The following is a 19,493-nucleotide window of genomic DNA, read 5'->3' on the forward strand; positions in this document are numbered from 1 at the left end:
CCGGAGAACGCTTCGTTTCAGGAACCGCTGTGAAACAAAAATTCCTTTCCGGCGTGACGCTTGCCGCCCTGACGCTGCTGGTCGCGTTACCGCTGTTGTTTATTCTGCTGCAGGCGATTTTTCCCCATTTTAGCGCCGGTTCGCTCCATGACGCCTTTGGCGGCGTCGCGCCGCTGCTGGCCGACCCCCAGCTGCCGTCGATGCTCGGCGGTACGCTGTGGATTGCCGGCGGCGTGGCGCTGGCCAGCGTGATGATCGGCCTGCCGCTCGGTATTCTGCGCGGTATGTTTTCGTTGCCGCTGCCCCGGCTGTGGGACCTGCTGTTTTTGATCCCCTTTCTGACGCCGCCCTATATCTCGGCGCTCTCGTGGATGCTGGCTCTGCAAAGCCACGGCTATCTGCAGCAGCTGACCGGCTGGCAGCTAAACGATCTGCTGTTCAGCCGCAGCGGGATCGTGCTGGTGATGACCTTTAACATTTTTCCGGTGGTTTACTTTGCCGTCTCCCGCAGCCTGCTGGCGAGCGGGCAACGGCTGGCGATGGTTGCCCGTGTCCATGGCGCCAGCGCCTGGCGCGCCTTCTGGCACGTGACGCTGCCGATGCTCTCCCCGGCGCTGGCGGCGGGGATGCTGCTGGCGTTTACTCTCGCCATTGAGGAGTTTGGCGTCCCGGCGGCGCTGGGCAGTCGGGCGGGAGTAGTGATGCTGACGGTGGGCATTGAGAAAAAGCTGGCCGACTGGCCGGTGGATCTCACCGGCGCTGCGCTGCTGTCGCTGCTGCTGATGGCGGTGGCGTTGTTCGCCTGGTGGCTGCAAACGCGGCTGGTGGGGGAGAAGGAGGTCACCAGCGTCACCGGTAAACCGGGAGAAAACCGCGGAGCGTCGCTGGGCTGGATGACGCTGCCCGCGCTGCTGGTGATGGCGGCCGTCGGCGGCCTGGCGGTCGGGGTCCCCGCCGTCTCGATGATGCTCACCAGCCTGATGGGCACCCTCTCGGGCGGGGTGAGTCTGGAGAATGTCACGCTGCGTCACTTCGCGGCGCTGTTCGACCAGCAGGGCGACGCCCTGTCGGCCCTCGGCGTCAGCCTGTCGCTGGCGTTAGGTTCGGCGCTGATCGTCGGCGCGCTGGGGCTGCTGGCCGCCTGGCTGGTAATGGTGCAGAAGATCAAAGGGCGCGGGGTGGTGGATGCGCTGTCGCTGATGCCGGCGGCGCTGCCCGGCGTGGTGGTGGGGGTGGGATTGATCCTGCTGTGGAATCAGCCCTTCTGGCCGCGTTCGCCCTACAACACGCTGTGGATGCTGCTGCTCTCCTATTGCTGCCTGCTGCTGCCCTGGCCGGTGCGCTATGTCGGCAGCGCGCTGCGCCAGCTGGGCCCGAACCTTGAGCCCGCCGCCCGGGTGCACGGCGCGTCGCCGCTGCGGGCGCTGCGGTTGATTGTCCTGCCGCTGGTCTTTCCGGCGCTGCTGGCGGCGATGCTGATGGTGTTCGCGGTGGCGTCCCGGGAGCTGGTGACCTCGCTGCTGCTGTCGCCCGCCGGCACGCAGACCGTGGCGGTGTTTATCTGGCGCCAGTTTGAACAGGGATCCGTTGGTCAGGGCATGGCGATGGCCAGCCTGACGCTGTTGACCGGTCTGGTTCTGATGCTGACGGCGCTGGCGCTGATGCAGCGCAGCACGCGCGGTTAACGGCAAGCGCACAAAAAAGAGGGTCGGCGCGGAAAAATAGGCTATAAATGTCGGACACCTACAGCTGGAGACCCTGATGAGTCCCTTTTTACGCGCCTATTTTTCCCGTCTGGGCTGGACGGGCGAGCCTGATGTTTCCATTGATACCTTGCGCCAACTGCATCTGCAGCATAACAGCGCCATCCCCTTTGAAAACCTCGACGTCCTGCTGCCGCGCGAGATCCATCTTGACGACCTGGCGCTGGAAGAGAAGCTGATCGCCGGCCGCCGCGGGGGGTATTGTTTTGAACAAAATGGCCTGCTGGAGCGCGCGCTGCGCGAAATAGGCTTTAATGTTCGCAGCCTGCTTGGCCGGGTGGTGCTGGCCAATCCGCCGCAGATGCCGCCGCGCACTCACCGTTTATTGCTGGTGGAAGTGGCGGGCGAGCGCTGGGTAGCCGACGTTGGCTTCGGCGGCCAGACGCTGACCGCGCCGATCAAGCTGCTGGCCGATATCCCGCAGCAGACGCCGCACGGCAGCTATCGTCTGGTGCATGAAGGTGATGAGTGGACGCTGCAGTTCAACCATCACGAGCACTGGCAGTCGATGTACCATTTCGATTTAGGCCGCCAGTATGCGTCTGATTATGTGATGGGTAACTTCTGGTCGGCGCACTGGCCGCAGTCCCACTTCCGTCACCACCTGCTGATGTGCCGTCATCTGCCTGACGGCGGCAAAATGACCCTCACCAATTTCCACTTTACCCACTGGGAGAATAACCACGTGGTGGAGAAGGTCGATTTTGCCGATGTCTCCGCGCTGTACGAAGGGCTGCAAACCCGCTTCGGGTTGGGCGTGGACGATCCTAAACATGGCTTTAGTGAAGCGGCGCTGGCGGCGGTAATGGCGGCGTTCGATACCCATCCGGAAGCCGGGAAGTAAATCTCCTCATGCCCGGCGGCGCTGCGCTTGCGCGGGCCTACGGGGGATGAGCCTGTGAGAGGGCCCCGCAGGCCGGGCAAGGCGACAGCCGCCACCCGGCGAAATTACAGGTACTGAGCCTGATATCTTGCCCGGCGGCGCTGCGCTTGCGCGGGCCTACGGGGTATGAGCCTGTGAGAGGGCCCTGCAGGTCGGGCAAGGCGACAGCCGCCACCCGGCGAAATTACAGGTACCGTGCCTGATATCTTGCCCGGCGGCGCTGCGCTTGCGCGGGCCTACGGGGGATGAGCCTGTGAGAGGGCCCTGCAGGCCGGGCAAGGCGACAGCCGCCGCCCGGCGAAATTACAGGTACCGCGCCTGATATCTTGTCCGGCGGCGCTGCGCCTGCGCGGGCCTACGGGGGATGAGCCTGTGAGAGGGCCCTGTAGGCCGGGTAAGGTGACAGCCGCCACCCGGCGAAATTACAGGTAACGTACCTGATATCTTGCCCGGCGGCGCTGCGCTTGCGCGGGCCTACGGGGTCTGAGCCTGTGAGAGGGCCCTGTAGGCCGGGTAAGGCGACAGCCGCCGCCCGGCGAAATTACAGGTACCGCGCCTGATATCTTGCCCGGCGGCGCTGCGCTTGCGCGGGCCTACGGGGTATGAGCCTGTGAGAGCGCCCTGTAGGCCGGGTAAGGCGACAGCCGCCACCCGGCGAAATTACAGGTACCGTGCCTGATATCTTGCCCGGCGGCGCTGCGCTTGCGCGGGCCTACGGGGTATGAGCTCTGTGAGAGGGCCCTGTAGGCCGGGTAAGGCGACAGCCGCCGCCCGGCATAACGGCTGGAGCCGGGTCGATAACTACCCGGACTCGCGCGAAGGCCGCGTCCGGGCTACCGGTTAGGATGAAGGATAACAGCCGCCAGCGCTCAGCGTCGGGAGCGCACCACCTGGTAGCGGCGGGTGAAATACTCCACCGGCGCGCTCCAGACGTGAACCAGACGGGTGAACGGGAAGATCAGGAAGATGGTCATCCCCAGCACCAGGTGGACGCGGTAAATCCAGGCCACGCCGTCCAGATGCGCCGAGGCGCCGCCGTGGAAGGTGACCACCGCCTGCGCCCAGTCCACCAGCTTGAGCATTTCGCTGCCGTCCGGATGCTGGGCGGAGAAGGGGATCGTCGTCAGCCCCAGCGCGCACTGAATCAGCAAAATGCACAGGATCAAAATATCTGCCGTGGTGGAGGTGGCGCGAATGCGCGGGTTGGTCAGGCGGCGCGCCAGCAAGCCGATTCCGCCCACCAGGGTGAGCACCCCGCACACGCCGCCGAGGATCATTGCCATCAGCTGCTTCTGCGACATTGGCAGGAACCACGAGTAGACCCAGTGCGGGGTCAGCATGCCAAAGAGATGGCCGAAAAAAATGCCGAGAATGCCGATATGAAACAAGTTCGACCATAGCACCATCCCGCGTTTATCCAGCATCTGGCTGGATGACGCGCGCCAGGTATACTGCCCATAGTCGTAGCGTAGCCAGCTGCCGAGCAGAAACACGGCGCCGCAAAGGTAAGGGTAGATATCGTAAAAGAAGACGTTCAGATACTGGATCATTTCGGGCCTCCGGCGCGGATGTCGACGTACAGCGGCGCCACATCCTGGCTAAAGCGTCGTTGATAAGCTTGCATAGGCGAGCTGTCGCAAGCGGTCGCATTATCTTCAATAAACTTCACCTGCTCTTCTTCCCACACTTCGTCCAGCGCCTGACAGGTATCGTCGCGCTTTTCTCCCGCCACCTGTTTGGTGACACTGTCACTGTTGAGCGGGCTTTTTGCCAGTTCCAGCAGAGCGTCAAACAGTTGATAATACGAGCATTCTCGTTGCTTCAGGCGGCCGCCGATCAGCGCCAGAATCGGCGCGATATTCTGCAGCCCTTCGCGGGCGTCGGCGAGGGGTAAAATACTGAGATACTCCAGATACAGCGGCAGATAGTCGGGCAGTTCACGGCAATCGATCAGCAGACCTGCCTGCTGATACTGATTCATCAGGTCCACCATCGCCTGGCCACGGTCGCGGGACTCAGCATGCACATGTTCAAACAGCAGCAGCGAGGTGGCGCGCCCTCGCTCGAACACCTCGCACCAGTCGGCCTGGCGATCCAACAGCGGCGCCGCCAGCAGCTCCCCGACAAAGGGCGTCAGTGAAGGGATATCGGCGCTGACCAGCGCCAGGGCTTCGTCGCGGTTCTCCCACAGCACCTCGTCGGGATACTCCAGCAGCAGACCGAGCACTTTCAGGATCCGCATCACTCTCCCTCCCCATGCTTACGCACGCCGCTGACGTCGATGGCGTCAATCCGCCGGCTGTTAAACAGGTTGAATTTCGTATCTGACCCGTGACAGCCGTCGCCGAAGGTAAAGCCGCAGCCGTTGCGTTCCGGGAAGGCGTCCTCCGCCAGTTCGCGATGGCTGGTGGGGATCACGAAGCGGTCTTCGTAGTTGGCGATCGCCAGATAGCGATACATCTCTTCGACCTGCTCAACGCTGAGTCCCACCTCTTCAATTGCCCGGGTATCGGTCACGCCCTCGACGGTTTGCGAGCGCTTGTAGTGGCGCATTGCCATCATCCGTTTCAGCGCGCGCAATACCGGTCCGGTATCCCCGGCGCTCAACAGGTTCGCCAGGTACTGGACCGGAATGCGCAGGCTCTCAACCGCCGGCAGGATGGCGCCGTTGTTGGGCAGGCCGCCGGCGTCGGCAACCGACTGGATCGGCGACAGGGGCGGCACATACCAGACCATCGGCAGGGTGCGATACTCCGGATGCAGCGGCAGGGCCAGCTTCCAGTCCATCGCCAGCTTATAGACCGGCGATTTCTGCGCCGCCTCAATGACATTGTGGGGGATGCCTTGTTTTAACGCTTCCTCGATGACCGCCGGATCGTTTGGATTAAGGAATACCTCGCACTGGCGCTCATAGAGGTCGGTTTCATGCTCGGCGCTGGCAGCCTCTTCGATACGGTCGGCGTCATACAGCAAGACGCCGAGATAGCGGATGCGCCCGACGCAGGTTTCGGAGCACACCGTTGGCTGCCCGGACTCAATGCGCGGATAGCAGAAGATGCATTTTTCCGACTTGCCGCTCTTCCAGTTAAAGTAGATTTTTTTATATGGACAGCCGCTGATGCACATCCGCCAGCCGCGGCATTTGTCCTGGTCTATCAGCACGATGCCATCTTCCTCACGCTTGTAGATGGCGCCGCTCGGGCAGGTGGCTACGCAGCTCGGGTTGAGGCAGTGCTCGCACAGGCGCGGGAGGTACATCATAAAGGTGTTTTCGAACTGGCCGTACATCTCTTTCTGCATGGCTTCGAAGTTACGGTCGCGGGCGCGTTTCTCGAACTCACCGCCGAGCAGTTCCTCCCAGTTCGGGCCCCAGTCAATTTTATCCATCCGCTCGCCGCTGATCAGCGAGCGTGGGCGGGCGGTAGGCAGATATTTTCCCTCCGGCGCGTTGTGCAGATGCTGGTAATCGTAGGTGAAAGGTTCGTAGTAATCGTCAATCGCCGGCAGCACCGGGTTGGCGAATATCTTCGACAGCACGCTAACCCGATTGCCGAGGCGGGGCGTCAGTTTACCGCTGATGCCGCGGATCCAGCCGCCTTGCCACTGCTCCTGATCTTCCCAGTTTTTTGGGTAGCCAATGCCCGGTTTGGTTTCCACATTATTGAACCACGCGTACTCCATGCCCTCCCGGCTGCTCCAGACGTTTTTACAGGTGACCGAGCAGGTGTGACAGCCGATGCATTTGTCCAGATTCAGCACCATTCCAACCTGAGAACGGATTTTCATTTTTTCGCCTCCTGTACCTGATCGCGACCTTCGTCATCCAGCCAGGCAATATTTTTCATTTTGCGGATCATGATGAACTCGTCGCGGTTGGAGCCGACGGTGCCGTAGTAGTTAAAGCCATAGGCCAGCTGGGCGTAGCCGCCGATCATGTGCGTCGGCTTCGGACAGACGCGGGTGACGGAGTTATGAATGCCGCCGCGGCGGCCGGTCACTTCCGAACCCGGGATATTCATAATCCGCTCCTGAGCGTGATACATCATGGTCATCCCCGGCGGCACGCGCTGGCTCACCACCGCCCGGGCGGTGAGGGCGCCGTTGGCGTTGAACGCTTCAATCCAGTCGTTATCTTCAATGCCCAGCTCTCTGGCGTCAGTTTCACTGAGCCAGACGATCGGCCCGCCGCGCGACAGCGTCAGCATCAGCAGGTTTTCGCTGTATGTGGAGTGGATCCCCCATTTCTGGTGCGGGGTCAGGAAGTTCAGCGCTTTCTCCGGAAAACCGTTCGGCGGCACGGCCTTCATCTGGCTGACGCTGCGGGTATCAATGGGCGGGCGATAAGCCACCAGGCTTTCGCCGAAAGCCCGCATCCACGGATGATCCTGATACAGCTGTTGCCGCCCGGAGAGGGTGCGCCACGGGATCAGTTCGTGCACATTGGTATAACCGGCGTTGTAGGAGACGTGCTCGCTTTCCAGTCCGGACCACGTTGGGCTGGAGATGATCTTGCGCGGCTGCGCCTGAATATCGCGGAAGCGGATCTTCTCATCCTCTTTATTCAGCGCCAGATGAGTGTGGTCGCGACCGGTAAATTCTCCCAGCGCCTGCCAGGCTTTCACCGCCACCTGGCCGTTGGTTTCCGGCGCGAGGCTGAGAATAACTTCGGAGGCGTCAATGGCGCTGTCGATCCGCGGCCGGCCTTTGGCCGGACCGTCCTGCTTGAGGTAGTTAAGCTTGCCGAGGAAATCGACTTCGCTTTGCGTATTCCACGAGATGCCTTTTCCGCCGTTGCCAAGCTTATCGAGCAGCGGCCCGAGAGAGGTGAAGCGTTCCCAGGTGGCGGGATAGTCGCGCTCCACCAGGGCAATCGACGGAGCGGTTTTCCCGGGGATCAGATCGCATTCGCCCTTGCGCCAGTCAAGCACCTCGAACGGCTGCGCCAGCTCAGCCGGAGAGTCATGCTGCAGCGGGACCAGCACCACGTCGGTCTCTTTCCCGAGATGGCCGACGCAGACCTGCGAGAAGGATTTGGCGATATCTTTGTAAATCTCCCAGTCGCTCTTTGCCTCCCACGCCGGGTCGACGGCGGCGGAAAGCGGGTGGATAAACGGATGCATATCCGAGGTGTTCATATCGTCTTTTTCGTACCAGGTGGCGGTCGGTAGAACAATATCGGAAAAGAGACAGGTACTGGACATGCGGAAATCCAGCGTCACCAGCAGGTCGAGTTTGCCCTCGATAGCCGCCGTCTGCCACTCGACTTCCTCAGGTTTCACCTCATCGCTGGCGCCCAGTTCATCCCCCTGAATACCGCTGTCGGTCCCGAGCAGGTACTTCAACATGTACTCATGCCCCTTACCGGACGATCCCAGCAGGTTAGAGCGCCAGATAAACAGGTTCCGCGGATGGTTTTTACCGCTGTCCGGCTGCTCGGCGGCAAAGCGGATCTCGCCGGATTTTAGCGACCGCACCGTGAACTCCGAGGGCGATAGCCCGGCGGCCTCGGCCTGCTGCTTGATGGTCAGCGGGTTGACGTTGAGCTGTGGCGCAGAAGGCAACCAGCCCATCCGTTCCGCGCGGACGTTGAAGTCGATAAGGCTGCCGCTAAATTTGCTGGCGTCGGCCAGCGGCGACAACAGCTCCTGCGCGGTCAGTTTTTCATAGCGCCACTGGCTGGCGTGATTGTAGAAATAGGAGGTGCTGTTCATTTGCCGCGGCGGGCGGTTCCAGTCCAGCGCGAACGCCAGCGGCAGCCAGCCGGTCTGTGGGCGCAGCTTCTCCTGGCCGACATAGTGCGACCAGCCGCCGCCGCTCTGGCCGACGCAGCCGCAGAACACCAGCAGGTTAATCATCCCCCGGTAGTTCATATCCATGTGGTACCAGTGGTTTACCCCGGCGCCGAGGATAATCATCGAACGGCCATGGGTTTTATGCGCCGTATCGGCGAACTCGCGGGCGATTTGTTCGATATGCTGGCGCGGCACGCCGGTGATCTGCTCCGCCCACGCCGGGGTATAGGCTTTAACCTCGGCGAAATCTTTCGCCGCATTGACATCATCAAGCCCTCGGTCCAGGCCGTAGTTAGCCAGAATCAGGTCATATACGCTGACCACCAGGCCGCTTTCGCCACTGGCCAGCGTCAGCTGTTTCACCGGGAGCGGATGAAGGGTTACCGGTGCCTGCGGCACGCTGCGGAAATGCGGGTTTTCATTGCCGCCGAAGTAGGGGAAGGCGACTGACGCCACGCTGTCGCGAATATCCAGCAGAGACAGCGTGAGCTCCACCGTTTTGCCGTCAGCCAGCGGTTCGAGGTTCCATTTCCCTTTTTCGCCCCAGCGAAAGCCGATGGAACCGTTTGGCGCCACCAGTTTGCCGTCGGCGGTGCAGGCGACGGTTTTCCATTCCGGGTTATTCGTTTCGCCCAGTCCATCCAGCAGGTCGGAGGCGCGCAGCATGCGGCCTGGCACATAGCTGCCATCGTCGCGCGGCTCAAGCATCACCAGCATCGGCATGTCGGTATAGGTGCGGCAGTAGTTAAGAAAGTAATCGCTCGGGTTATCAAGGTGGAAGGCTTTGAGGATGACGTGGCCCATGGCCATCGCCAGCGCGCTGTCGGTACCTTGCTTCGGCGCCAGCCAGTGGTCGCACAGTTTGGCCACTTCCGAATAGTCCGGGGTGATGGCGATGGTTTTGGTGCCTTTGTAGCGTACTTCGGTGAAGAAGTGGGCATCCGGGGTCCGGGTCTGCGGCACGTTGGAGCCCCAGGCGATAATGTAGCTGGCGTTGTACCAGTCGGCGGATTCCGGCACGTCGGTCTGCTCGCCCCAGGTCATTGGCGAGGCCGGGGGCAGATCGCAGTACCAGTCGTAGAAGCTGAGGCAGGTGCCGCCGATAAGGGATAAATAGCGGGTACCCGCCGCGTAGGAGACCATCGACATCGCCGGGATCGGCGAGAACCCGGCGACACGGTCCGGGCCGTAGTGTTTGATGGTCCAGACGTTGGCGGCGGCGATGAGCTGATTCAGCTCTTTCCAGCTGGAGCGGACAAAGCCGCCTTTGCCGCGCGCCGCTTTATAGCTGGTGGTTTTGGCCGGATCCTGCATGATGCTATCCCAGGCCTGCACCGGGTCGGGAAACTCAGCCAGTGCTTCGCGCCACAACGCAATCAGCCGTTTACGCGCCAGCGGGTACTTCAGACGGTTGGCGCTATAGAGATACCAGGAGTAGCTGGCGCCTCGCGGGCAGCCGCGTGGTTCATGGTTCGGCAGATCCGGGCGGGTACGCGGATAATCGGTCTGCTGGGTTTCCCAGGTCACCAGACCGTTTTTGACATAAATTTTCCAGCTGCAGGAGCCGGTGCAATTCACGCCGTGGGTGGAGCGGACAATTTTGTCGAACTGCCAGCGTTGACGGTAGCTGTCTTCCCAGTCACGGTTGTTGTTGTAGACCTGACCGTGGCCGTTGGCAAAGGTTTCGCCTTTCTGCTTAAAGTAGCGAAAGCGATCCAGTAGTTTACTCATGACATTTCTCCTGCTCCGATAAAGTCCGGCATCGTGCCACCCGGCCGGATGAGCGAACGAACGCGTACGCCGGATAAGGCGGAAGCCGCCATCCGGCAGATAAATCGTTATAGTTAAGCGGGTTTACGACGGCCGTAGACCAGCCAGGTCACCAATACGCAAACCACGTAAAAAACGAAGAAGACCTTCATCGCCCCGACCGGCGAACCGGTCATCGCCAGCGAGGTGCCGAAGGCTTTCGGGATAAAGAAGCCGCCGATGGCGCCAATTGCCGAGATAAAGCCCAGCGCGGCAGCGGTATCGGTCACGGCTTCATGCTGCGCTTCTTCTTCGCTGCCGCCGCGCTGCCTCACGCTCTCGATGGTGAGCTGACGGAAGATGACGGCGATCATCTGGAAGGTGGAGCCGCTGCCGAGCCCGGCGGTTAAGAACAGACCCATAAACACCACGTAGAAGGCGAGGAAGCTACCGGATCCGCTGCCCGGCAGGGTGAGGAACAGCAGACCGGTAAAGAGCGCCATCAGCACGAAATTGACCAGCGTCACCCGCACACCGCCCAGACGGTCGGAGATGATCCCGCCGAACGAGCGCGCCAGCGCGCCAATAAACGGTCCAAAGAAAGCCAGCTTGAGAATGTCGACCGCAGGAAACTGGGTTTTCGCCAGCATGGCGAAGCCGGCGGAGAAGCCGATAAATGAGCCGAAAGTCGCCAGATAGAGCAGGCTCAACAGCCACATATGCGGGCGCTTGAGTACGGGAAGCTGATCGCGAATCGAGGCCTTCGAACTGGCGATATCATTCATACCGAACCAGGCGGCAGCGGTGGCAAGCAGCAGGAGGGGTACCCAGACGAGCGCCGCATTACTCAGGGCCATGGTCGAGCCATCGGGCTGGGTGACGCCATGGACGCCGAGGAAGGTGAAGATCGGCAGGAAGATCACCGCCGGGGCGACCATCTGCATCACGCTGACCCCGAGATTGCCCAGGCCGCCGTTGACCCCCAGCGCGCTGCCCTGTTTGGCTTTGGGAAAAAAGAAACTGATATTTCCCATACTGGAAGCAAAATTAGCCCCGGCAAAACCGCACAGCAGCGCAATAACAATAAATACCCAGAATGGAGTAGCGCTATTCTGGATCGCCACGCCTAACCAAATACAAGGCACAATTAGGATCACTGTACTTAATACGGTCCAGTAGCGCCCGCCGAAGAGGGGTACCATAAAGGAGTAGGGGACCCGTAATATCGCGCCGGAAAGTGAAGGAAGTGCGGTTAATAAAAAAAGCTGGTCGGTAGTGAAATGAAAACCGACCTTATTAAGGTTGACCGCCACGGCGCTGAATAACATCCATACGCAGAAGGCAAGTAGTAAGCAGGTGACTGATATCCAGAGGTTTCTTCTCGCAATGGCCTGACCCTTGTTTTCCCAGAAGGCCTTATTTTCTGGCCGCCAGTTTTTCAAAAGGTAATGATTATCTTTCTCATTTTGTACCGACATATTGCCCTCTAATTGCCCGGAATGGAGTAAATAAATAAGGTCAACAGCTGAATACAAGGTGACGGTGAATAACCCTTAATTGGCGTTATCTAAAAAGCGTAGATAAAAAAAACGTGCTGTCGGAGAGCACGTGGAGAGCGTAGCGGGATTAATTGTTACTAAATGTAAAATTTAACTAAAATAACTCCAGCGTAATCATCTTATTGACGTAACGGCTAAACGCCGTCTCGTCCAGGGTTTGGGTGCCGAGGGCGTAAATCCCGTCGAGGCCGCACACCAGGGCGATAAAACGCCATGCGATATCCACCGGCGGCTCGGTCGAGTGAAACTCACCGCAGGCGAGACCCTGTTCCACGATCGCCACGGTCTCGGCATGCCACATGGTCATGGTCAGCAGGTAGGCCGCTTTGATGTCCGGGTCGCTGTCGGCCAGCACCTGGCCTTCCCGCCACAGGCGGATATAGGGTTCCAGCCGGCCATCCTCGCTGCCGATCATCGAGAATAACCGCTCGCGCCAGCTGGCATCCTCCGCCACCAGCGGCATGTCCAGCATCTCGCGGATAAGACGGATGAACACCTGGGACTTCAGCTCGCCAATGGAGGCGAAGTGGTGGTGCAGTTGTCCGGCGGCCACCTGCGCCTCGCGGGCGATCTGCCGGACGGTCATGGCGCTGAAGCCGCCGCGCAGCGCCAGACGCATGGCGGCCTGCATAATTCCTTCCCGTCGCACATCCCGCTGTAAATAGTGCATAGAACCCCGCTGATATCTGGCTTTGGCCGAGTGTAACAAAAAGTTGGACATGTGTTCAACAATCCGGCAGGATCGCCATCCTGGACATGTGTCCAAGTTCTAACATTGAGGTACACGCTATGTCACGGCAATGGATGACGCTGATGGCGATTTTGCTGGTTTATATTCCGGTGGCGATTGACGCCACGGTGTTGCATGTGGCCGCGCCGACCCTCAGCGTCGCGCTGGGCAGCAGCGGTAATGAGCTGTTGTGGATCATTGATATCTATTCATTGGTGATGGCCGGGATGGTGCTGCCGATGGGCGCCCTTGGCGATAAAATCGGCTTTAAACGTCTGCTGCTGCTCGGCAGCGCTATTTTTGGCGTCGCCTCGCTGTGCGCCGCGCTGTCGCCGACCGCCCTGACGCTGATTGCCTCCCGCGCCCTGCTGGCGGTGGGGGCGGCGATGATCGTTCCGGCGACGCTTGCCGGGATCCGCAGCACCTTCGCCGAGGCCAACCAGCGCAATATGGCGCTGGGGCTGTGGGCGGCGGTGGGCTCAGGCGGCGCGGCCTTTGGCCCGCTGGTGGGCGGCATGCTGCTGGAGCATTTCTACTGGGGATCAGTGTTCCTGATCAACGTGCCGATTGTGCTGGTGGTTATCGCCATTAACGCGAAAGTGGTGCCGCGCCAGCCCGCGCGCCGCGACCAGCCGCTGAACCTGCTGCAGGCGCTCATTTTGATTGCGGCGATCCTGATGCTGGTGTTTAGCGCCAAATCGGCCCTAAAGGGCCAGCTGGCGCTGTGGCTCACCGCGCTGGTGGCGATCGGCGGGGCGGCGATGCTGACCTGGTTTATCCGCAAACAGTTGTCGGCGGCCCGGCCGATGGTGGATATGCGCCTGTTCACCCATCGCATTATTTTAAGCGGGGTGATGATGGCGATGACGGCCCTGATTACCCTGGTGGGTTTTGAGCTGCTGATGGCGCAGGAGCTGCAGTTTGTGCATCAGAAAACGCCGTTCGAGGCGGGGATGTTTATGCTGCCGGTGATGGTGGCCAGCGGCTTTAGCGGGCCGATTGCCGGGATGCTGGTGTCAAAGCTCGGACTGCGCGAGGTGGCTACCGGCGGGATGTTGCTGAGCGCCTTCAGCTTTCTGGGCCTGGCGCTGACCGATTTCAGCACTCAACACTGGCTGGCCTGGGGGCTGATGACGCTGCTGGGCTTTAGCGTCGCCAGCGCGCTGCTGGCCTCCAGCTCCGCCATTATGGCGGCGGCGCCGAAGGAGAAAGCGGCGGCGGCCGGGGCGATCGAAACCATGGCCTATGAGCTGGGCGCCGGACTCGGCATTGCGCTGTTCGGCCTGATCCTCACCCGCAGCTACAGCGCCACCATTGTGCTACCGTCCGGGCTGAATGAGACGATGGCGCAGCAGGCGTCGTCATCGATCGGCGAGGCGGTCAGCCTGACCCAGGCGCTGCCCGCCGGGGTGGCGGAGGCGCTAATGGCGGCGGCGAAGGCGGCCTTTACCCAGGCGCACAGCCTGGTGCTGGCGACAGCGGGGGTCATGCTGCTGCTGCTGGCCGCCGGGATCTGGCGCAGCCTCGCCACGGCGACGAAGCCGCCGTCGGCGCTATAGCTGTAGCGACAGGTCCATCGCCGCGCGGCGTAGCGGGGCGAGGGCCTTCTCTTTTAACGCCCCGGCGCTGACCGTCGCGGCCGGCACTCCGACATTCAGCGCGGCCACCACCTGGCCATGACGCGACAGCACCGGCACCGCCAGCGAGCACAGGCCCACCTCTATCTGGCGGTCGGCGAGGGCATAGCCCTGCATGCGCACCCGATCAATCTCCGCGCGTAGCCCGGCCATATCGCATAGGGTGTGTGGGGTGTAGCGAATGAGCACGGCGCGTGACAGTGTCACCTACAGCTGCTCCTCCGGCAGCGCGCTGAGCAATACGCGACCCATCGACGTCGCCCACGCCGGCAGACGGCTGCCGCGTCCGAGATCGACGCTCAGTAAATTATTCACCGCGGCGCGGGCGATATAGAGCACGTTATCCCCATCGAGCGTCGCCGCCGAACAGGATTCGCCGAGGGCTTTGCCGAGGCTATCCAGCGCCGTCTGCGCCACTTTCGCCAGCGGGGTGCCGGCGAGATAGGCATGGCCCACCGCCAGCACCCGGGGCAACAACTCATAATGGCGGCCATCCGGGCTATGGACCATGCCCAGCGCGGCGAGGGTATACAGGCAGCGGCGCACCGCCGCGCGGGAAATTTGCGTTTTCTGGCTTAACTGGGAAATGGTCAGCCGCTGACGCTGCGGGGTAAAGGCGTTAAGCACCTCCAGCCCGCGAGCCAGAGACAGCATAAAGTTGGGATCGTGCTCGGCCTGCCTGGCGCTTAGGGTGGTGGGGGTATGGTCACGCATGGATTCCCTCTCCGTTGCATTGCAAAGCTCACGGGGCATCACTATACCGTGCGCAAACCGCACCGTCCTGAATTGTGCCGGTTTTACCACCGCGATCACATTATTAACCGCCTTTTAACAAACGTGCCGATAATCGCACAACATTTCGATTATCGCCGTTGACCACCCGCCAGACCGAACCCTATTGTCAATGGCACAGCCCTCCCCGTTATGGAAGTGGGTACAAAAAGTTATACATCTCATCAGGAAGCGAAAATGACTGCCACCGTAGAAGGTATTGAGAGCTGGATTGTGGATGTCCCAACCATCCGGCCACATAAATTGTCGATGACCACCATGGGATGTCAGACGCTGGTGATCGTGCGCCTTACTCGCTCCGACGGCATCTGCGGCATTGGCGAGGCCACCACCATCGGCGGCTTGAGCTATGGCGTCGAGAGCCCGGAGGCTATCTCGTCGGCGATAACGCATTACCTGACGCCGCTGCTGCTGGGGCAACCGGCCGATAACCTGAATGCGCTGACCGCCCGCATGAACAGCGCCATTAAAGGCAACACCTTTGCGAAGTCCGCCATTGAAACCGCGCTGTTGGATGCCCAGGGCAAAGCGCTGGGCCTGCCGGTGTCGGCGCTGCTCGGCGGCGCGCTGCAAACGTCCTTGCCGGTGCTGTGGACGTTAGCCAGCGGCGATACCGCAAAAGATATTGCCGAAGGGGAAAAATTGTTAGCAGAGGGCCGCCATCGGGCATTCAAGCTGAAAATTGGCGCCCGCGAATTAGCTACCGACCTGCGCCATACCCGCGCCATTGTGGAAGCGTTAGGGGATCGCGCCAGCATCCGCGTCGACGTCAACCAGGCCTGGGACGCCGCGACCGGCGCGAAAGGCTGCCGCGAGCTGGCGGCGATGGGCGTCGACCTCATCGAACAGCCGGTCAGCGCCCACGACAACGCGGCGCTGGTGCGGTTGAGCCAGCATATTGAAACCGCGATCCTCGCCGACGAAGCGGTAGCCACCGCTTACGATGGCTATCAACTGGCGCAGCAGGGCTTTACCGGCGCTTACGCGCTGAAAATAGCCAAGGCCGGCGGACCGAATAGCGTACTGGCGCTGGCCCGCGTCGCCCAGGCGGCGGGGATAGGCCTGTATGGCGGCACCATGCTGGAGGGGACCGTGGGGACTGTCGCCTCGCTGCACGCCTGGTCGACGCTGCCGCTGCAGTGGGGCACCGAGATGTTCGGCCCGCTGTTGCTGAAAGACGATATCGTCCGCGTACCGCTCTCCTTTGCCGACGGCGAGGTGGTGCTCCCGCAAACCCCGGGTCTTGGCGTCGAGCTGGATGAAGACAAACTGCGTTTTTACACCCGCCAGGCGTAGCGGGTAACAGGAGAAACACATGCTATTTAAAGTGGAGATGACCGTGAATATTCCGCTTGGCTTTCCCGTCGCCGAAGCGGAGGAAATAAAGCAACGCGAAAAAGCCTATTCACAACAATTACAGCGGGAAGGCAAATGGCGACATATCTGGCGCGTCGCCGGTCTTTACGCCAATGTCAGTATTTTCGATGTCAACGATGCCGAAGAGTTACATCAAATATTAATGGGATTGCCGCTGTATCCTTTTATGGATATTCGCGTCGAGGCGCTGTGCCGTCATCCCTCGTCTGTTCGTGACGACGATAGCTAATAATAATAACACCTGACCTTATGCCGGGGTGACCCGGGAAATACCCTACAACGATAAGAGAGAATAATGATGAGTAATGCTTTCGTACAACAAGAAGCCGTGCAGAAATTATTACGTGAAGGCGCGGGTTTACATGTCCCTGGCGGTAACGAACGTTTTAAAGCCATTATTCACCGTCTGCTGGAGAATATCTGTACGCTGATCGACGACTATAACGTCACCGAAGAAGAGTTCTGGCATGCGGTGAACTATCTGCATGCGCTGGGCGGCCGTCAGGAGGCGGCGCTGCTGGCGGCGGGACTGGGTCTGGAGCATTTCCTCGACCTGCGTCAGGACGCCATTGACGCGGCGGCGCGCCGGGAAACCGGCACCCCGCGCACCATCGAAGGGCCGCTGTATGTGGCTAATGCGCCGCTGGCGGACGGCCACGCCCGGATGGATGATGGCGCCGACGCCGGGGAAGTGATGTGGCTGCATGGCCAGGTCAACGATACCGAGGGCCGGCCGGTGGCCAACGCCATTGTCGATATCTGGCACGCCAATACCCTCGGCAATTACTCCTTCTTCGACCCGAGCCAGAGCGAATACAACCTGCGCCGGCGGATCCGCACCGGCGCCGATGGCCGCTACAGCGTGCGCAGCATCCTGCCTTCCGGCTACGGCTGTCCGCCGGATGGCCCGACGCAGAAGCTGCTGGATCGGTTAGGCCGCCATGGCAACCGTCCGGCGCACATTCACTTCTTCGTCTCCGCGCCGGGGCATAAACATCTCACCAGCCAGATCAACCTCAGCGGCGATAAATACCTGTGGGATGATTTTGCCTTTGCCACCCGCGACGGCCTGATTGCCGACCCGATCAAAGTGACGGACCGCGAGACTATCGCGATGCGCGACCTTGAGGGAGAGCACACTGAGGTCTGTTTTGATTTCACCCTGTGTAAAGCGCTCAGCGCCGACGAAGAGCAGCGCGGCGCCCGCCTGCGCGCCAAAGCGTAATCTGCTGTAACGGCCCCGGGCACGCGGTTGCCCGGGCCAGACATTGCACCTGAAAGCAAACAATTCACCCGGTTTCTTTCATCCTGAATACTGCAGGAGGGACTGACTCATGCAAAAAACGCTATCAGCGCTTAAAGACAAAATTAACAACGCCTTAATTGTCGATCGTGAAAACCATATTTACCGCTGCCACCGTTCGATATTTACCGACCCGCAGCTGTTTGAATTTGAAATGAAGCATATCTTTGAAGGTAATTGGGCGTTTCTCGCCCATGAAAGCCAAATAGCCGAGCCGGGGGATTATTATACCCTGACGCTGGGGCGTCAGCCGGTCATTATTACCCGCGATAAAAAGAACGAGCTGCATGCGTTAATTAACAGCTGCGCCCACCGCGGCGCGATGTTATGTCGACGGAAAACCGGGAATAAAAACTCATTTACCTGTCCGTTTCACGGCTGGACCTTCAGCAATAATGGCAAACTATTAAAAGCCAAAGATGAAAGCACCGGCGGCTATCCTGACACTTTCAAACAGGAAGGATCGCACGACCTGCAAAAGCTGCCGCGTTTTCAGTCCTATCGCGGTTTCTTATTCGGTAGCCTCAATGCCGACGTGCAGCCGCTGGAAGCCTATCTCGGGGAAACCTGCAAAATCATCGATCTGATCGTCGACCAGGCGCCGGAGGGGCTGGAGGTGCTCAAGGGATCGTCGAGCTATGTGTACGAGGGCAACTGGAAGCTGGGCGCAGAGAACGGCGCTGATGGCTACCACGTGAGCGTGGTGCACTGGAACTATGCCTCCACCATGTCGCGGCGCAATTATGAAGCGGAAGGCACCCATGCGGTGGACGCCAACGGCTGGTCAAAAAGCCTCGGCGGCGGCTACGGATTTGATAACGGCCATATGCTGCTGTGGACCCGGGCGCTGAACCCGGAGGTGCGCCCGGTGTATGCCCACCGTGAGCGCCTGCAGGCGGAATTCGGCGAACTCCGCGCCGACCAGATGGTCAACGAAACCCGCAACCTGTGCCTGTACCCCAACGTCTATCTGATGGATCAATTCTCCACCCAGATCCGCGTCATTCGTCCGCTGGCGGTGGACAAAACCGAAGTCACTATCTGGTGCTTTGCGCCGAAGGGGGAATCCGACCAGGCGCGGGCCCTGCGCATCCGCCAGTACGAGGATTTCTTTAACGTCAGCGGGATGGGCACCCCGGACGACCTCGAAGAGTTCAGCGCCTGTCAGCGCGGCTATCTCGGCGAAAATCTGGCGTGGAGCGATCTCAGCCGCGGCGCGCTGCGCTGGGTCGACGGTCCGGATGAGCATGCGCAGCACGCCGGATTTCATCCGCGCTTAAGCGGCGTGAAATCGGAGGACGAGGCGCTGTATATCGCCCATCACCATCACTGGCAGACGCTGATGCTGGCGGCGATTGAACAAGAGCAGCAACGCTATGACCAGTCGATCACCCAGCGCGTGGAGGTGGCCTGATGCTGAACCTCGAACAGGTACGCCAGTTTCTCTACTACGAAGCCCGTCTGCTGGATGATCGTCAGTGGGATGAATGGCTCAGCTGCTACAGCCCGCAGGTCGTCTACTGGATGCCGGCGTGGGGCGACGATGACCAGCTGACGCGCGATCCGCAAAAAGAGATTTCGCTGATCTACTATCCCAACCGCGAAGGGCTGGAGGATCGCGTCTACCGCATTAAAACCGAGCGCTCAGGGGCCAGCACGCCGGAGCCGCGAACCACCCATATCATCAGCAACGTCGAGCTGCTGGGTGAGAACGATGAAGGGCTGGAGGTGCGTTACAGCTGGGTGACCTGGAGCCACCGCTATCAGCACACCGACGCCTTTTTCGGCGCCACCTGCTGCACGCTGACCGAGCAGGACGGCAGACCGCAGATCGTGCGCAAAACCGTGCGCCTGAATAACGATTATATCCGTCAGGTGATCGACGTTTACCACATTTAAGAGGCGCTT

Annotated in this window: 14 protein-coding genes and 1 pseudogene; 8 read left to right on the plus strand and 7 right to left on the minus strand. The window is 60.6% G+C overall.

Annotated elements, in window-relative coordinates; translation table 11 throughout:
* The first annotated feature begins 29 nt into the window (after positions 1–29).
* Both ACOI6Z_RS18875 and nhoA read left to right on the plus strand, forming a co-directional pair.
* Entirely contained in the window at positions 30–1,685 is a 1,656-nt protein-coding gene (locus tag ACOI6Z_RS18875) for an ABC transporter permease (protein ID WP_065812584.1), read from the plus strand.
* 76 nt (positions 1,686–1,761) lie between these two features.
* Positions 1,762–2,607 (plus strand): N-hydroxyarylamine O-acetyltransferase, encoded by an 846-nt coding sequence (gene nhoA, locus ACOI6Z_RS18880; RefSeq protein WP_017900510.1) that lies wholly within the window; start codon positions 1,762–1,764, stop codon positions 2,605–2,607.
* A gap of 908 nt (positions 2,608–3,515) precedes the next feature.
* On the opposite strand, the gene narI is transcribed toward nhoA, so the two are convergent.
* The 6 genes from narI to ACOI6Z_RS18910 all read right to left on the minus strand — a co-directional run bounded on the left by narI (position 3,516) and on the right by ACOI6Z_RS18910 (position 12,416).
* Positions 3,516–4,196, minus strand: coding sequence for a respiratory nitrate reductase subunit gamma (narI, locus tag ACOI6Z_RS18885; RefSeq protein WP_023289864.1), 681 nt, complete (start codon positions 4,194–4,196; stop codon positions 3,516–3,518).
* The gene (gene narW / locus ACOI6Z_RS18890; RefSeq protein WP_023289863.1) at positions 4,193–4,888 is read right to left on the minus strand and encodes a nitrate reductase molybdenum cofactor assembly chaperone; all 696 of its coding nucleotides are present in this window, start codon (positions 4,886–4,888) and stop codon (positions 4,193–4,195) included. The genes narI and narW overlap by 4 nt, the downstream gene beginning before the upstream one ends.
* On the minus strand, positions 4,888–6,432 hold the full coding sequence (gene narH / locus ACOI6Z_RS18895) for a nitrate reductase subunit beta (protein WP_023289862.1): 1,545 nt from the start codon (positions 6,430–6,432) through the stop codon (positions 4,888–4,890). Before narH ends, narW begins: the two co-directional genes overlap by 1 nt.
* On the minus strand, positions 6,429–10,169 hold the full coding sequence (locus tag ACOI6Z_RS18900) for a nitrate reductase subunit alpha (RefSeq protein WP_065812586.1): 3,741 nt from the start codon (positions 10,167–10,169) through the stop codon (positions 6,429–6,431). Before ACOI6Z_RS18900 ends, narH begins: the two co-directional genes overlap by 4 nt.
* 113 nt (positions 10,170–10,282) lie before the next feature.
* Positions 10,283–11,665, minus strand: a complete 1,383-nt coding sequence (locus ACOI6Z_RS18905) for a NarK family nitrate/nitrite MFS transporter (protein ID WP_023289860.1) — start codon at positions 11,663–11,665, stop codon at positions 10,283–10,285.
* 175 nt (positions 11,666–11,840) lie between these two features.
* Positions 11,841–12,416 (minus strand): TetR family transcriptional regulator, encoded by a 576-nt coding sequence (locus tag ACOI6Z_RS18910; RefSeq protein ID WP_065812595.1) that lies wholly within the window; start codon positions 12,414–12,416, stop codon positions 11,841–11,843.
* A 119-nt stretch (positions 12,417–12,535) separates the two neighbouring features.
* Between ACOI6Z_RS18910 and kmrA the strand changes: the two genes are divergently transcribed.
* The gene (gene kmrA / locus ACOI6Z_RS18915) at positions 12,536–14,035 is read left to right on the plus strand and encodes an efflux MFS transporter KmrA (RefSeq protein WP_065812587.1); all 1,500 of its coding nucleotides are present in this window, start codon (positions 12,536–12,538) and stop codon (positions 14,033–14,035) included.
* Here the strand turns inward: kmrA and ACOI6Z_RS18920 are convergent.
* Positions 14,030–14,866 (minus strand): annotated as a pseudogene (locus ACOI6Z_RS18920) (IclR family transcriptional regulator domain-containing protein). The gene kmrA and the pseudogene ACOI6Z_RS18920 sit on opposite strands and share 6 nt — an antisense overlap.
* A 171-nt stretch (positions 14,867–15,037) precedes the next feature.
* Between ACOI6Z_RS18920 and ACOI6Z_RS18925 the strand changes: the two are divergent.
* The 5 genes from ACOI6Z_RS18925 to benB all read left to right on the plus strand — a co-directional run bounded on the left by ACOI6Z_RS18925 (position 15,038) and on the right by benB (position 19,484).
* Positions 15,038–16,201 carry a muconate cycloisomerase family protein gene (locus ACOI6Z_RS18925; RefSeq protein ID WP_074423623.1) on the plus strand — a complete coding sequence of 388 codons (1,164 nt, stop codon included), beginning with the start codon at positions 15,038–15,040 and terminating at the stop codon, positions 16,199–16,201.
* A 19-nt stretch (positions 16,202–16,220) separates the two neighbouring features.
* Complete coding sequence (catC, locus tag ACOI6Z_RS18930; RefSeq protein WP_023289855.1) at positions 16,221–16,511, plus strand: muconolactone Delta-isomerase; 291 nt, start codon at positions 16,221–16,223, stop codon at positions 16,509–16,511.
* 69 nt (positions 16,512–16,580) lie between these two features.
* On the plus strand, positions 16,581–17,507 hold the full coding sequence (catA, locus tag ACOI6Z_RS18935; RefSeq protein WP_032453017.1) for a catechol 1,2-dioxygenase: 927 nt from the start codon (positions 16,581–16,583) through the stop codon (positions 17,505–17,507).
* Between the two features lie 109 nt (positions 17,508–17,616).
* Positions 17,617–18,999: a Rieske 2Fe-2S domain-containing protein gene (locus ACOI6Z_RS18940; protein WP_044523467.1), complete on the plus strand. Its 1,383-nt coding sequence runs from the start codon at positions 17,617–17,619 to the stop codon at positions 18,997–18,999.
* Positions 18,999–19,484: a benzoate 1,2-dioxygenase small subunit gene (benB, locus tag ACOI6Z_RS18945; protein ID WP_023289852.1), complete on the plus strand. Its 486-nt coding sequence runs from the start codon at positions 18,999–19,001 to the stop codon at positions 19,482–19,484. The genes ACOI6Z_RS18940 and benB overlap by 1 nt, the downstream gene beginning before the upstream one ends.
* Positions 19,485–19,493 lie beyond the last annotated feature (9 nt).

Source organism: Klebsiella sp. C239 (assembly GCF_048822715.1).
Lineage (GTDB): Bacteria > Pseudomonadota > Gammaproteobacteria > Enterobacterales > Enterobacteriaceae > Klebsiella > Klebsiella quasipneumoniae.

Excerpts from the sequence above, each read along its gene's own strand:
- catA (WP_032453017.1), top strand. The coding sequence starts at position 16,581 with ATGAGTAATGCTTTCGTACAACAAGAAGCCGTGCAGAAATTATTACGT.
- catC (WP_023289855.1), top strand. The coding sequence starts at position 16,221 with ATGCTATTTAAAGTGGAGATGACCGTGAATATTCCGCTTGGCTTTCCC.
- narW (WP_023289863.1), bottom strand. The coding sequence starts at position 4,888 with ATGCGGATCCTGAAAGTGCTCGGTCTGCTGCTGGAGTATCCCGACGAG.
- benB (WP_023289852.1), top strand. The coding sequence starts at position 18,999 with ATGCTGAACCTCGAACAGGTACGCCAGTTTCTCTACTACGAAGCCCGT.
- nhoA (WP_017900510.1), top strand. The coding sequence starts at position 1,762 with ATGAGTCCCTTTTTACGCGCCTATTTTTCCCGTCTGGGCTGGACGGGC.
- kmrA (WP_065812587.1), top strand. The coding sequence starts at position 12,536 with ATGTCACGGCAATGGATGACGCTGATGGCGATTTTGCTGGTTTATATT.
- narI (WP_023289864.1), bottom strand. The coding sequence starts at position 4,196 with ATGATCCAGTATCTGAACGTCTTCTTTTACGATATCTACCCTTACCTT.
- ACOI6Z_RS18940 (WP_044523467.1), top strand. The coding sequence starts at position 17,617 with ATGCAAAAAACGCTATCAGCGCTTAAAGACAAAATTAACAACGCCTTA.
- ACOI6Z_RS18905 (WP_023289860.1), bottom strand. The coding sequence starts at position 11,665 with ATGTCGGTACAAAATGAGAAAGATAATCATTACCTTTTGAAAAACTGG.
- narH (WP_023289862.1), bottom strand. The coding sequence starts at position 6,432 with ATGAAAATCCGTTCTCAGGTTGGAATGGTGCTGAATCTGGACAAATGC.
- ACOI6Z_RS18925 (WP_074423623.1), top strand. The coding sequence starts at position 15,038 with ATGGAAGTGGGTACAAAAAGTTATACATCTCATCAGGAAGCGAAAATG.
- ACOI6Z_RS18910 (WP_065812595.1), bottom strand. The coding sequence starts at position 12,416 with ATGCACTATTTACAGCGGGATGTGCGACGGGAAGGAATTATGCAGGCC.
- ACOI6Z_RS18900 (WP_065812586.1), bottom strand. The coding sequence starts at position 10,169 with ATGAGTAAACTACTGGATCGCTTTCGCTACTTTAAGCAGAAAGGCGAA.